The following is a 13,522-nucleotide window of genomic DNA, read 5'->3' on the forward strand; positions in this document are numbered from 1 at the left end:
AGCTATTTTTTCTTAAGTAGAATCATTGAATTGGTTTGTACATCAACAATCTTGCTCATAAACTCCTTTAGGTAGGGGTAAAATTCAGGTGGGTATATAGCTTGTTTAAAGTTTATTTTCATCACAATACTAACCGAATTTCCCAATACGGTGGTAGACAAAGTAAGTAAACCTTCGTTATTGGGTAAGGCCATAACAATATTCTTTGGGTGTTCCAAAAGCGTATAATTGTCACCAAAATCTAACTTGTACATATATAGGTAATTGTCTTTATAACCAAAATCAATGGGATAGGTTCTTTCTTGTAGTTTAAAAGGGTTTTCTTTAAAAAATTTAACAAAGAAAGGGTTAAGGTATATATTGTCTCCCGTTTCATCAGAGGGGTATGTTACGGTATAGCTTTCAGAAAAATCATTACTGGTCATCCCATCACTAGTCACTTCATAATCGGAAATGTCAACATTATGGTTTCTGGCGTCAAGCTTTTCAATATAAGCATCAGGGTTTGGGTAATAGGCTTTTTTATAACCTAAAGCATGATAACCTGTTCTTTTAGAAACTATTTTTCCAGTTAAAAGGTTTTCAGGGTCTAGGGTTAATTGTACATTGTATAGTACAGAAGATGGTTTGGTGGGGGCAATATCTAACCACTCACTACCTTTTTTAAAATCCAAGACCCTGCCATACTGGTTTAAACACCTAAACGGTATATCGCCAAAGTGTAAATATTTGTCAGTGGCATCAAGTAAATAAGTTTTGTTGTTAATATTGGCTTGGACAATTAGGTAATTGAACTCCGATAAAACTGGAAATATTTTTGTTGCAAAACCATTATTTCTTGTAGACAGTAATACGGGTTTAACATCAATATTACAAGCTTCCAAGAGGTTGTGCAATAAAATGTTTATGGACGAAACATTACCCGATTTATCCTTTATAAGATCTTTTACTGAAACTTCATTGAATATTTTGTAATCACCATTCCAAGTATAATGGTCTTGTATATATTTGTAAACTGCTTTAGCCTTTTTTAGAGGGTCTGTTTCATCAAGTATTGCTTTGCTAAGGAGTTCATTAGCTTCAACAGATTTTGTGAGTTGCTTGCCAATATCGCGATCGGTTTTAAGTTCTTTATCAACAGTCGCCCAGGTTTTGGTATAATCATTCTTTCTACCATCAAATTGAATGAAGGTTTTTAATTCGTATTCAATTCTGGCCAAGTAATTGGATCTACTGGTCATATAGTCTTCTTCAATAAAAGCAGGAATGTCTTTCATGGCATATTGTGTTTCTAAACAATTTGCAACACCGCCATTGCCACCTGTTAAGCAAGCTTCCTTTACTTTGGCTTCATTAATAAAAAGCTGTTTTCCTCCTATTAATTTAATATTGTACTCCCAGTTTCCAGGAATACTGGCACGGTATTCACTATATAGTTTTGGAATATCACCTTGAAAGTTCCATCCTTTGTAATTAAACATATAGGGTGATATTAAATCGTAGCTGTAGGCTATAACAGAGCCTTCCTTTATATTGGGTAAAGTGAATTTAACCAAGGTATGGTGTTCATCATATTCTTCTCGGTAAATATTGTTTTCATCTAGTTTGGTGATTATAACATCTTCTCCTATTAAGTTATAGGTTGTAGCTGTAATGTTTTCAACCTTTTCATACCTGTTATTATCAGTTTTATATAAATAAATAGTTACGTTGGCATTATTAAAGCCATCTTTATTAAAAATCTTTACTTTATGTTTTTCATGCGTTCGTAAATCATAATCACGTGCATCTACATAACTATTGCCATGTTCATATAATACTAGAGCATTTGCGGTGGAGTCTTTACTGTAAGAGCTCATTTTTAAATCGGCTAGTGAAACTCTAAAGTTTGCTTCAGTGTCACTGTTTTGTGCTTTGATAGTAGTGGTGCATACTATAAATAGTATGAGAAGAAAGTAATGTTTCATTTGGTTTGGTTGAATGTAATAACTTTTAATCGCTTATTTCGTCTTAAGTAGCTTTGAATGATATGCTGGGTATCTCTATTGTTTTGCATGGGTGTTATAATAGATTCTAAAACCTCTATATTGTTTATTTGATAGTTTAAGTTGAAAAAGCCAATGCCTTTAAAAACACCATTTTCAATTAGTATGGCACTGCGCTCATCAATATCGCGGCCTTTATCTATAATTACCATGTTTTTATTGGCATAGCTATTCTTTTCTATAAGTACACTAACACGTTTATTGTATAATTCTGAAGGTTCTTTTTGAATGCAGGCACCATAGCAGGTCTTGATGTCGTAATTAAAACAGCTGGTTTTCGTTTTATACAAACCAGCTAATTTTTGGCATAGCGTATATTCTTCCACAACCTTATTCATAAAGCTTTTGCCACTCTGTCTGTTACTAAATGTCGTTATAGGTTTTTTGCGACCATCGGCAATATCAATTTTTAAATTTATATAGCCATCCTCGTCCTTAAAACTATACAGTGCATGTGTAAAAATGGTACGGCGCAATGCCCTGTTGTATACAGGTTTAATACGTTTTATAGCTTCACTTTCTTTTAATAGAGCAACCAACTCACTGCCTGTGGCTTCGTATGTAACCGAGTGTACCAGAGCCTGTATTTTCTTTGATTTTTGGTTGGTACTGGTAAAGTGTTGGTTAATGCGTTTTTTTATATTGTTGCTTTTTCCAATATAGATAATATCTCCATTCTCCCTATGTATATAATAAACCCCAGTAATAGCCGGTAAGCTATCAATGATGTCCAAATGCTTGGGTTCTAATTGGTATTTGGGATTTAGTTTTATGGACTGCTGTATGATGCTTTTCGAGGCATCCTTATCCAACAACATTTTAAATAGTTTTACAGTAGCTAGGGCATCTCCAGAAGCCCGATGCCTATCAGTAACAGGAATACCCAACGATCTAACCAGTTTGCCCAAACTGTAAGAGGCTTGCCCAGGGATTAAATCTTTGGCCAGTTCAACCGTACAAAGAGACGGCCTAACAAACTCAAAACCTAAACGGCTGAATTCTGTGCATAGTATTCGGTAATCAAATTGGGCATTGTGGGCCACTAAAATACAGTCTTCGGTAATTTCAACAATACGTTTTGCCACCTCATAAAATTTGGGAGCGTGTCGTAACATGCTATTGTTTATGCCAGTAAGGTTAACCACAAAAGGTTGTATATCACGCTCTGGGTTTACAAGGCTTATAAATTGATCTACCACTTTATGGCCATCATATTTATAAACAGCTATTTCTGTTATGCCTTCCTCATTATACTTACCGCCAGTAGTTTCTATGTCTAATATTGCGTACAAATTTCAGTTAAAAGTTAAAAGCTAACAGTTAAAAACAAAAAACTATTAAGCATTAGGTTTAGATTTCATGGTTTTAATTGTTGAAACTAGCATTTTAATAAGTTCTTTATTAGAAGCGTGTAAGTTATTAAAATGATTTGGGTTTAAGAAATTAGTATCCTTTAGTAGTAAAAACCAATACGCTGTTTCGTTGGCTTCTTTTAAAGCAATGCTCATTTTACTAATAAAGTCTTTACTAGATTGAGCAAATTCGGCCTCTCTAATATTGGCGCCTATAGATGTGCCACTTTTTAACAGTTGTTTGGATAAAGTAAACTCTTTTTGTTCGGTGCAGATCGTTTTATAGGTATTTACAATTAATATAGCGAAATTATAACTTTTACTTTTTAGTATAGATTCTCTCATAAATTTCATAAGCTTAACTTATACTGTTTGCCGTTAGCCGTTAGCCGTTAGCCGTTAGTTGTTAGTTTTTAATTTTTAGTTGTTAATTAATAATTTCTTTCTCCAAAAATGCTACTTCCAATTCTCACCATGTTGCTGCCACAAGTTATGGCCAATTCATAATCGCTACTCATGCCCATAGAAATGGTTTTAGGTTTAAAGTTAAAAGTTTCTAGCGGTTTTAACGCGTTAAAAACGGTTTTTAATAATGTAAATTCCTTTTTTATTTGGTTGGTATCATCAGTAAATGTTGCCATGCCCATAACGCCAACCACTTTAATGTTTTTTAATGCTGAGAAACCATCAGAAGTTATAATATTTGAGGCCTCCTTAGGTGCCATGCCAAATTTTGAATCTTCTGAAGCAATTTTAATTTGCAGTAAACAATCAATCACCCGATCATGTTTTATAGCCTGCTTATTTATTTCCTTCAACAGTTTAAAATTATCAACACCATGAATTAAACGTACAAATGGTGCCATATATTTCACCTTATTGCTCTGTACATGACCAATCATGTGCCACTCAACATCTTTTGGCATGGTTTCATACTTGGCTACCATTTCCTGGATTTTGTTTTCGCCAAATACCCGTTGCCCCGCGTTATAAGCTTCCATTAATTCACTTACAGGTTTTGTTTTAGAAACGGCTACCAGGGTAACGTCCTTAGGTAAGGCTGCTTTTATGTAGTTAAGGTTTTTTTGTATAGACATGGTTTAAATTTTACTGGTCTTGTAAATATCTAAACCCCAAAACAAATAACCAAATAAACCTCTTTTAAAATTCATAAATGGTTACCCCGCTACGCATTTTAGGTTCTATAAATGTACTTTTTGGAGGCATAGTTAAGTTATCGTCTGCTATAGCTTTCATCTCTTCTATGGTAATAGGGACCAGACCAAAGCCAACCATAAAATCACCTTTGTCTACCTTACTTTTAATAGTTACCAGGTCATTTTTTCCATGAGAGTATTCTATGCGTGTATTGTTGCGTAAATCGGAAATACCCAAAATAGGCTCTAAGATTGTTTTGTATAGAATCTGCGTATCTAAAGCATCTAGTGAGGTTTTAAATTCACAAAGGCCCTTGCGTAGGTATAGTGAATAAAACTCCCCATCTAAATACATACTAAAATGGTGTTTTTTTGTGGGTTTATACAATTCATTGCCCCGATTTTCTATCCGGTACATCGTATCCAGTTGAATTAAAAATTCCTCTTTAGACAAACCATTCAGGTCCTTTATCAGTCTGTTAAACTCATGAATCCTTAAGCTCGACTCAGGAATTAAGTAACTCATAAAGAAATTATAGGGCTCCAGGCCAGTGTGTGCACTATTTTCAGATTTTAACTCCTCTGCCAGTAGGCATGAGGAAGCCGACCTATGGTGCCCGTCGGCTATATAAATAGTTTCAAAACTATTGAATTCGTTCTTTATACGCTCAACAAGTTTGGGGTCGTCTAAAATCCATAGATAATGGGTGTCCCTAAAATGGGTAGTAAACTCAAACTCTGCTCTTTTTTTTTGGGTATTTTTAATAATATCGCCAATAACGGCATTATCAGGATAGGTTAGCAGTACGGGTTCTGCATTAAACCCCACAATTTTTAAATAGTCCTTAAAGATGTTTTCACGATATTCAATAGTATCCTCGTGTTTTTTTATAATATCCTTTGTATAATCGTTTGCACTGGTCGCAGCAATAATGCCAGAAAACGAATACCCATCCCGGTTTACTATTTTGTATATATAATAATTGGGTGTAGCGTCTTGCGTAAAAATGCCATCTTCCTTAAACTCCATATACCTGTTTCTTACCAATGTATAGCGTTCTTCACCATGAAGTTTCTTTTCATACTTATAACCGGGGTTAACAATATGAAGAAAAGAAAAGGGGTTGTAATTTAAGCGTGCTTCCAATTCTGGTTGCGTGTAACTTTGGTAGGAACGCGATGCTACCAGGCTTACTTTATCTCTAGTTGGTCTAACCGCTTTAAAGGGTAATACAATTGCCATGCTTTCATGAAAGTTTAGAAAAAAGATTAAGTGAGGTCTTTAACCTTTTTACTGGGATTATACAAACTGTTTAGAGACCTTCTCTGCCTTTTTGCTTTCGGAATAGTCATAAAAACCCTCACCAGATTTAACGCCTAGTTTACCCGCACGAACCATGTTTACCAATAACGGACAAGGCGCATACTTAGGGTTTTTAAAGCCATCGTACATAACGTTTAAAATGGATAGACAAACATCTAGCCCGATAAAATCAGCTAACTGTAAGGGGCCCATGGGGTGTGCCATTCCTAATTTCATAACCGTATCTATTTCACTTACACCAGCTACATGATTGTATAGGGTTTCAATAGACTCATTAATCATGGGCATTAATATTCTGTTGGCAACAAACCCAGGGTAGTCATTTACTTCTACAGGGACCTTGCCAAGTGTTTTAGAAAGTTCCATAATAGTGTTAGTAACAGCATCACTGGTATTATAGCCCCTAATGATTTCAACTAATCTCATAATAGGTACAGGGTTCATAAAGTGCATACCAATAACCTGCTCGGGTCTTGTTGTAGCTGCTGCTATTTGCGTAATGGATATAGAGGAGGTATTGGTTGCAAGAATTGCAGACTCTTGGCATACATCATCCAATTGTTTAAAAATATTAAGCTTTAAATCAACATTTTCGGTAGCCGCTTCAACAACAAGGTCTGCCATTTTTACGCCATCTGTAACATTTGTAAAAGTAGTTATATTGGCCAGTGTTGCTTCTTTTTGCACCGCTGTAATGGTTTCCTTGGCAACCATTCTGTCAAGGTTTTTAGTAATGGTATTTAACCCTTTTGAAAGGGAGGATTCGTTTAAATCTATAAGTTGAACTTTAAATCCGCTTTGCGCAAAGGTATGTGCAATGCCATTACCCATAGTGCCTGCGCCGATTACTGCAACGTGTTTCATGTATTTAGTTTATTGGTTTTATTAAGTTTACAGGTTTATAGGTTAGAGCAATCAATTCTAACATTTTACTTTTAACTTTTAAAGCAATCTATAATTTGGGTTGCCACCCTTAGTGCCTCGGTGCCATCATGCAGTGTTACAACAGGCGCTTTATTCTCGTTAATGGCTTCGGCAAAAGATTCGAGCTCATCAAGAATAGAGTTGTTGTTTTCTATATGGGGATTGTCAAAATAAATTTGTTTTTTAACCCCTTCAGCATTTTGTAGTACCATATCAAAATCTCCTGGGTGTTCAGGCGCATCCTTCATTTTTACAACTTCACATTTCTTTTCAAGAAAGTCTACAGATATGTAAGCGTCTTTTTGGAAAAAGCGTGTCTTGCGCATTTTTTTAAGCGATATTCTACTGGCCGTTAAATTGGCAACGCAGCCATTTTTAAACTCAATGCGGGCATTGGCAATATCTGGCGAGCTACTAATAACAGCCACACCACTGGCACTTATGTTTTTTATTTCAGATTTTACAATGCTAAGAATAATGTCAATATCATGGATCATTAAATCTAAAACCACAGGCACATCAGTACCACGTGGATTAAACTCTGCCAATCTATGGCATTCAATAAACATTGGCGAATTAATATGCTCCTTAACCGCCAAGTAAGCAGGATTAAAGCGCTCTACATGGCCCACTTGGCCCCTTAGGTTGTGTTCTGCTAAAAGCTCCCTGATATGTTGGGCTTCTTCCACAGTGTTGGTTATGGGCTTTTCTATAAAAATATGTTTTCCTTTAGCAATGGCTTGTTTGGCACATTCATAGTGCGATAGTGTAGGCGTTACAATATCTACCATATCTACCGCATCAATAAGGGCATCAATAGAATTGAAAAATTTATAACCAAATTCTGCTTCTACTTTTTTGCCATTGGCCTCATCGGCATCATAAAAACCTATTAAATTGTATTTCTCAGATTGCTTGAGAAGTTTTAAATGAATTTTACCTAGGTGGCCAGCACCTAGTACACCCGCTTTTAGCATAATTTTTTACGTTTTCAACAAAAATAAGATATTTAAGAGACGAATTTGCTTATTTTTCATGAATTTTTTAGTTAAAACTTAGAGAAAATAAAATATGCTTAAATTGTTTTTAAGCTATAAAATGTTTAACTAATTTTATCCGGATAAACTTCACAGAAATTGAAAGACACTTTTAGGCATAAAGGATTAAGGCAGCATTTGGTTAATGTATTAAAAAGCAAAGGAATAAGTAATAAAGCCGTACTAAACGCCATTGGTAACATACCAAGACATTTGTTTATGGACTCTGGTTTTTTAGACCATGCCTATCAAGATAAGGCATTTCCCATTGCGGCAGACCAAACCATATCGCAACCCTATACCGTGGCTTTTCAAACGGAATTATTGCAAGTTAACAAGGACGATAAAATACTGGAAATAGGCACAGGCAGTGGTTACCAAACAGCTGTGTTGTGCGAGTTAGGCGCTAGGGTATATAGTATTGAGCGTCAACAAGAGCTCTTTAAAAAAACCAGCAAGTTTTTGCCACAATTGGGCTATCGTGCCAAAAAGCTTGTTTTTGGCGATGGCTATAAAGGCTTACCAGATGAAGCACCTTTTGATGGCATTATAGTAACCGCAGGCGCTCCTTTTGTGCCCAAACCCTTGTTGGGGCAGTTAAAAATAGGGGGTAGGTTGGTTATTCCTATTGGGGATGATATACAGACCATGACCCTGTTTATTAGAACAGACACTAAAGCATTTGAACAGCACGAGTTTGGAGAGTTTCGTTTTGTGCCTTTACTAGAGGATAAGAATTAAGCCGCTTTTGGTCTCAAACAATTGTTAAATACCTTAAGGCTGGTACCGTTTAGGTATGGGGTGTTTTTTAGTTTCTTGTGCCCAATATACATTAATAATCCACCAGCGGTCGCCGTCGTTAAACAATTGAATGCTATTAATGCCCCGCATAAAAGGTTTTTCATCATTTTTGCTGTGGTAGGACTCGTAAGTACTAAAAGCCTGTGCCATGGGGCCAAAGTAATTAATAGTACGGTGTATTTCCTTTTCAATAAATCCGTTTTCAACAAGCCATTTGCCCGAACTTTTAATATAATCATTGGGGTTCATATAACGTACCTGTACTTCACCCATTTTATTCTTTCCGGCTGCAATTAGTTTTGCATTGGGGTAAAATAAAAACTTAAACAAATCCCAGTCCCTTTCAACACCCTTTTCGCCCGATATAACAGTATATAAGGCTTTTATAGCACTATCAATAGATTGTACATGGGCCGAATAGTCTTTTTTAACATCCTTTTTGGGGTCTTTTTTTTCTTGGGCATATGTTGCTAGGGGCAACCATGTTATAAGCACCAATACTAAAAACTTTCTCATTAAATACATTTTAATTGTGTTACAAAATAAAACTTTACCAAATGTACAAGCGTTAATGCTTTCTTAAATTATCGGTAGTTTTTTTTAATTCGGTCTAAATCCCGCTTATTGTCACGATCCTTTATGGTTTCTCGCTTATCATACAGTTTTTTACCCTTTGCCAGTGCAATGTCCATTTTGGCATAACCCCTATCGTTAATAAACAAGCGCAAGGGTACAATGGTAAGTCCTGTATTCTGCACCTCTTTAAGCAGTTTTTTTAACTCTCTTTTGTTTAGTAACAATTTTCGTTCCGCCTTTGGTTTATGGTTGTAATAATTTCCAAAAGCATATTCTTCAATGGTCATATTAACAACAAACAGTTCTCCTTTATCATTAAACTCACAAAAGCTTTCTGCAATAGAGGCTTTACTGTTGCGTATAGATTTTATTTCTGTTCCAGTAAGCACAATGCCCGCTGTGTACTTGTCTAGTATCTCATAGAGAAAGCGTGCCTTTTTGTTCTGTATGTTTATATTTTTTTGCATGGGGCACAAAATTACATAAATTTATGAAGTTTGCATTTTTAATTTTGTAGTGTTTGTGCCAAGGCGGGTTTGTAAAATATTGTGTTGGTGCATAACAAAGGCCTCAAAGCAAGTCTTGCTTTGTTTTCTTAAGGGGAGTAATGGTTTTAAAAGATTACTGACTCATAGTAAAGCCCACTTTTAGGGTTACTTGCCACATGGCTACTTGGCCATCTTCAATATTGCCCCGTGTTTCAACAACTTCAAACCATCTTAAATGGTGAATGGATTTAGCTGCTTTTTTTAGTGCGTTTTGTACAGCATCGTCACTAGATATAGGCGATGTGCCAACAATCTCAATTTTTTTATAAATATGTGCGTCCATAATAAAAGGTATTAAACAATACCATTATAAGATACAAAATATATAGGAAACAAGGTATTTTATAAGTATTAGTACTTAATTTATACGTATTTTTTATGCGTTAAATGCTATAAAAAGAAGTGTTCAAATCATTTTTAGTAAATATTTACCCCTATTATTACAGAAATTATAAATTCTTTTATAATGCTTTATTTTTTATTGCCTTACAATAAAACATTCGTATTTTTGATGTTCTATTTATAACAACATTTCAACAATATAATATGAATTCATACGATGTAGCCGTTATAGGCTCTGGACCTGGAGGATATGTAGCGGCCATACGCTGTGCACAGTTAGGCATGAAAACTGCCATAATAGAAAAATACAGTACACTGGGAGGTACCTGTTTAAATGTAGGGTGTATACCAAGTAAAGCCCTATTGGACTCCTCACACCATTATGAAGATGCCGTTAAGCATTTTGAAGAGCACGGTATTGATATTCCCGGAGCTATTAAAGTGAATTTAGAAAAAATGATTGCCCGTAAACAAGCTGTTGTAGACCAAACCACAGGGGGTATTGACTTTTTAATGAAGAAAAATAAGATAGACGTTTACGAAGGCTTAGGAAGTTTTAAAGACGCCACACATATTACAATTTCTGGAGAAGAAACCACCGAAATTGAAGCCAAGAACACAATTATTGCAACTGGAAGTAAACCTTCAAGTTTACCATTCATAGATATTGATAAAGAGCGTATTATAACATCTACAGAGGCTTTAAAACTTAAAGAAATACCCAAGCATTTAATTGTTATTGGTGGTGGTGTTATTGGTTTAGAGCTAGGCCAGGTTTACAAACGACTGGGTGCCGAAGTATCTGTGGTAGAATATATGGATCGCATTATTCCAACTATGGATTCCGGACTTTCCAAAGAACTGAACAAAGTATTAAAGAAACAGAAATTCAATATCAATATATCGCACAAAGTAAAATCTGTAGAACGTGATGGCGATACCGTTATTGTAAAGGCCGATAACAAGAAAGGCGAAGAAGTTGTGCTTAAGGGCGATTATTGTTTAGTATCAGTTGGGCGTCGCCCATATACCGATGGCTTAAATGCCGAAGCAGCAGGCGTTAAAATAACCGATAGGGGGCAAATAGAAGTTAACGACCATTTGCAAACCAGTGTATCAAACATCTATGCTATTGGCGATGTGGTAAAAGGTGCCATGCTGGCCCATAAAGCAGAAGAAGAAGGGGTGTTTGTGGCCGAAACCTTAGCCGGACAAAAACCGCATATCGATTATAACTTAATTCCAGGTGTGGTTTATACCTGGCCAGAAGTTGCTGCCGTAGGTAAAACCGAAGAGCAGTTAAAAGAAGCAGGTGTGGCATACAAATCGGGACAATTCCCAATGCGTGCTTTAGGTAGAAGTAGAGCGAGTATGGATATAGACGGTTTTGTAAAAATATTGGCCGATAAAGACACCGACGAAATTTTAGGAGTACACATGATTGGTGCCCGTGCCGCCGATATGATTGCCGAAGCCGTTGTTGCTATGGAATTTAGAGCCTCGGCTGAAGATGTTTCGCGTATGTCGCATGCGCATCCAACATTTACCGAAGCGATTAAAGAAGCGGCCTTAGCTGCTACCGAGGATAGGGCGTTGCATATTTAGTTTTAGAAATAAATCATTACATAAAAGGCCTCATTTAATTTTAAATGAGGCCTTATGCTTTATTAAAGTGTTAACAATTAGTGTGTTATGTTGTAGTTTAAAAAAAGTTTTATTACATTTAAGCTTCAACAAATTGCTGTGTAGAACTTTTAATAGCGTAGTTCTCAAATCCGTACACCAAGTATTTATTCTCGTAGGTTCTTAAACTTTATCTATACGTGTTATGTTATTTTATTAATCCTTAAAATAACATCTTATGAAAAAAGCACTACTACTAACAGCCCTCATTGTTTCATACACAACAGTTTTTGCCCAATGCCCAGGGGGAACACCTCCCGCCAATTACACCTGTATTCCAGATGCTAATTTTGAACAGATACTTATAGACCAAAATATTGATAGCGAAGGTGGTACTACCGACGGACAAGTACTTACGGCCGATATTAGCGGTATCACTAACCTAGCTTTTGGGTCTGGATTAGGGGTGACAGATTTAACTGGTATTGAGGCTTTTACATCATTAACCAGGTTAGTGTGCGCCGGTAACGATATTGATGTTTTAGATTTATCTAGCAACACACAACTGGATGAAGTAAATTGCAGTAGTAACGGTATGTCATCGCTTACCCTGCCAAACAGTAATTTATTAAGGGACTTAAGGTGCTATAGCAATGATTTAACAAGTATTGATGTTTCCAATAATACAGGTTTAGAACTTTTTTGGTGTTATAGTAATAACATCATCAACACCCTAGATGTTTCAAGTAATACAGCCATGACCCATTTTCAATGTCACGGTAACAATATACAAACCTTGTTGCTACCTGCATCATCAACTTCGCTTACTTGGGTTAAGTGCGATTTTAATTCATTAACCGCTTTAGATGTTAGTGGCCTACCCAATTTAGATTATTTGAATTTTACCCAAAACGCCATTTCAAGTATCAACCTTACCAATAATACCAAGCTAACCAGATTGTTCTGTACCTTGGCGGGCTTAACAGGAACACTAAATTTATCTACAAACGTTTTATTAGAGCGTGTAGATTGCGACAGGAACTCACTTACAGAATTAACCTTACCCACAACAGCTACGCTTACCGAGTTAAGGTGTTGGACCAACAGTTTAACAGCCTTGGATGCCCAAGGGCTTTCTGGCTTGGAGTATTTAGATTGTTGTTGTAATGATATAGCCTCGCTATTATTGCCCAATACCACATCCTTAACCCAATTATGGGCCTGTTGTAACGAATTGGCTACTTTAGATTTTACTAATAATACCGCCCTGCAACGTTTAGATATCGGGATTAATAATTTTACCAGTATAGATGTTAGTATGCTGCCCAGTTTAGAACGGTTTTGGTGTAACGATAACCAGCTAACCTATTTAAATGCAAACAACAACAGTAATGATATCTTAGATTATTTTTATGCCGATACCAATCCAGATCTCGATTGTATCCAAGTAGATGAAGCACCCCCAGTAAATACAACCAATTGGACTAAGCCCTCTGGAGCCAGTTATAGTACAAGTTGCCCTGGTTTGGCTGTAGATATTTTTGCTAAATACCACATAGCCATTTATCCCAATCCTACTTACAGTTATTTAAATGTGCATTTAAAAACCGAGGCCCGCTATAACGTAGTTAACATTATTGGTAAAAAAGTTATGATCGGCCAATTGGTTACTGGTAATAACATAATAGATTTAGGCAACTTGTCTAAGGGGCTTTATTTCTTTAAAGTAGAAACCGAACAGGGGAGTGCAACCAAAAAAGTAATAAGAAACTAAGTTTAAATTAGGAACTGTC

At 36.0% G+C, this 13,522-nt stretch carries 13 protein-coding genes; 3 read left to right on the plus strand and 10 right to left on the minus strand.

Annotated elements, in window-relative coordinates:
- Positions 1–2 precede the first annotated feature (2 nt).
- The 7 genes from AC5SR4_RS13815 to AC5SR4_RS13845 all read right to left on the minus strand — a co-directional run bounded on the left by AC5SR4_RS13815 (position 3) and on the right by AC5SR4_RS13845 (position 7,779).
- Positions 3–1,967, minus strand: a complete 1,965-nt coding sequence (locus tag AC5SR4_RS13815) for a DUF3858 domain-containing protein (RefSeq protein ID WP_495356860.1) — start codon at positions 1,965–1,967, stop codon at positions 3–5.
- Positions 1,964–3,337, minus strand: coding sequence for an exonuclease domain-containing protein (locus AC5SR4_RS13820; protein ID WP_495356861.1), 1,374 nt, complete (start codon positions 3,335–3,337; stop codon positions 1,964–1,966). The genes AC5SR4_RS13815 and AC5SR4_RS13820 overlap by 4 nt, the downstream gene beginning before the upstream one ends.
- A gap of 45 nt (positions 3,338–3,382) precedes the next feature.
- A complete protein-coding gene (locus AC5SR4_RS13825; RefSeq protein WP_495356862.1) occupies positions 3,383–3,751 on the minus strand; it encodes a four helix bundle protein in 369 nt (122 codons plus the stop codon).
- Positions 3,752–3,828: 77 nt separating this feature from the next.
- Positions 3,829–4,494 (minus strand): YggS family pyridoxal phosphate-dependent enzyme, encoded by a 666-nt coding sequence (locus AC5SR4_RS13830; RefSeq protein ID WP_495356863.1) that lies wholly within the window; start codon positions 4,492–4,494, stop codon positions 3,829–3,831.
- Positions 4,495–4,558: 64 nt separating this feature from the next.
- Entirely contained in the window at positions 4,559–5,797 is a 1,239-nt protein-coding gene (locus tag AC5SR4_RS13835; protein WP_495356864.1) for a DUF1015 domain-containing protein, read from the minus strand.
- Between the two features lie 57 nt (positions 5,798–5,854).
- On the minus strand, positions 5,855–6,742 hold the full coding sequence (locus tag AC5SR4_RS13840; RefSeq protein ID WP_495356865.1) for a 3-hydroxyacyl-CoA dehydrogenase family protein: 888 nt from the start codon (positions 6,740–6,742) through the stop codon (positions 5,855–5,857).
- Positions 6,743–6,813: 71 nt separating this feature from the next.
- On the minus strand, positions 6,814–7,779 hold the full coding sequence (locus AC5SR4_RS13845; RefSeq protein WP_495356866.1) for a Gfo/Idh/MocA family protein: 966 nt from the start codon (positions 7,777–7,779) through the stop codon (positions 6,814–6,816).
- A 159-nt stretch (positions 7,780–7,938) separates the two neighbouring features.
- On the opposite strand from AC5SR4_RS13845, the gene AC5SR4_RS13850 reads away from it, so the two are divergent.
- Entirely contained in the window at positions 7,939–8,580 is a 642-nt protein-coding gene (locus AC5SR4_RS13850; protein ID WP_495356867.1) for a protein-L-isoaspartate(D-aspartate) O-methyltransferase, read from the plus strand.
- Between the two features lie 33 nt (positions 8,581–8,613).
- On the opposite strand, the gene AC5SR4_RS13855 is transcribed toward AC5SR4_RS13850, so the two are convergent.
- From AC5SR4_RS13855 to AC5SR4_RS13865, 3 genes are all read right to left on the minus strand, one after another.
- Positions 8,614–9,156 (minus strand): hypothetical protein, encoded by a 543-nt coding sequence (locus AC5SR4_RS13855; RefSeq protein ID WP_495356868.1) that lies wholly within the window; start codon positions 9,154–9,156, stop codon positions 8,614–8,616.
- A gap of 68 nt (positions 9,157–9,224) precedes the next feature.
- A complete protein-coding gene (smpB, locus tag AC5SR4_RS13860) occupies positions 9,225–9,683 on the minus strand; it encodes an SsrA-binding protein SmpB (RefSeq protein ID WP_495356869.1) in 459 nt (152 codons plus the stop codon).
- 154 nt (positions 9,684–9,837) lie between these two features.
- Positions 9,838–10,047 (minus strand): dodecin, encoded by a 210-nt coding sequence (locus tag AC5SR4_RS13865; protein ID WP_495356870.1) that lies wholly within the window; start codon positions 10,045–10,047, stop codon positions 9,838–9,840.
- 263 nt (positions 10,048–10,310) lie between these two features.
- Between AC5SR4_RS13865 and lpdA the strand changes: the two genes are divergently transcribed.
- Positions 10,311–11,711: a dihydrolipoyl dehydrogenase gene (gene lpdA / locus AC5SR4_RS13870; protein WP_495356871.1), complete on the plus strand. Its 1,401-nt coding sequence runs from the start codon at positions 10,311–10,313 to the stop codon at positions 11,709–11,711.
- Positions 11,712–11,967: 256 nt separating this feature from the next.
- Entirely contained in the window at positions 11,968–13,503 is a 1,536-nt protein-coding gene (locus AC5SR4_RS13875) for a T9SS type A sorting domain-containing protein (RefSeq protein ID WP_495356872.1), read from the plus strand.
- Positions 13,504–13,522 lie beyond the last annotated feature (19 nt).

It is taken from the genome of Aestuariibaculum scopimerae (assembly GCF_059428085.1).

Bases quoted from the DNA above. Each gene is read 5' to 3' on its own strand.
- smpB (WP_495356869.1), bottom strand. From the start codon at position 9,683: ATGCAAAAAAATATAAACATACAGAACAAAAAGGCACGCTTTCTCTAT.
- AC5SR4_RS13875 (WP_495356872.1), top strand. From the start codon at position 11,968: ATGAAAAAAGCACTACTACTAACAGCCCTCATTGTTTCATACACAACA.
- lpdA (WP_495356871.1), top strand. From the start codon at position 10,311: ATGAATTCATACGATGTAGCCGTTATAGGCTCTGGACCTGGAGGATAT.
- AC5SR4_RS13855 (WP_495356868.1), bottom strand. From the start codon at position 9,156: ATGAGAAAGTTTTTAGTATTGGTGCTTATAACATGGTTGCCCCTAGCA.
- AC5SR4_RS13815 (WP_495356860.1), bottom strand. From the start codon at position 1,967: ATGAAACATTACTTTCTTCTCATACTATTTATAGTATGCACCACTACT.
- AC5SR4_RS13845 (WP_495356866.1), bottom strand. From the start codon at position 7,779: ATGCTAAAAGCGGGTGTACTAGGTGCTGGCCACCTAGGTAAAATTCAT.
- AC5SR4_RS13830 (WP_495356863.1), bottom strand. From the start codon at position 4,494: ATGTCTATACAAAAAAACCTTAACTACATAAAAGCAGCCTTACCTAAG.
- AC5SR4_RS13825 (WP_495356862.1), bottom strand. From the start codon at position 3,751: ATGAAATTTATGAGAGAATCTATACTAAAAAGTAAAAGTTATAATTTC.
- AC5SR4_RS13840 (WP_495356865.1), bottom strand. From the start codon at position 6,742: ATGAAACACGTTGCAGTAATCGGCGCAGGCACTATGGGTAATGGCATT.
- AC5SR4_RS13835 (WP_495356864.1), bottom strand. From the start codon at position 5,797: ATGGCAATTGTATTACCCTTTAAAGCGGTTAGACCAACTAGAGATAAA.
- AC5SR4_RS13865 (WP_495356870.1), bottom strand. From the start codon at position 10,047: ATGGACGCACATATTTATAAAAAAATTGAGATTGTTGGCACATCGCCT.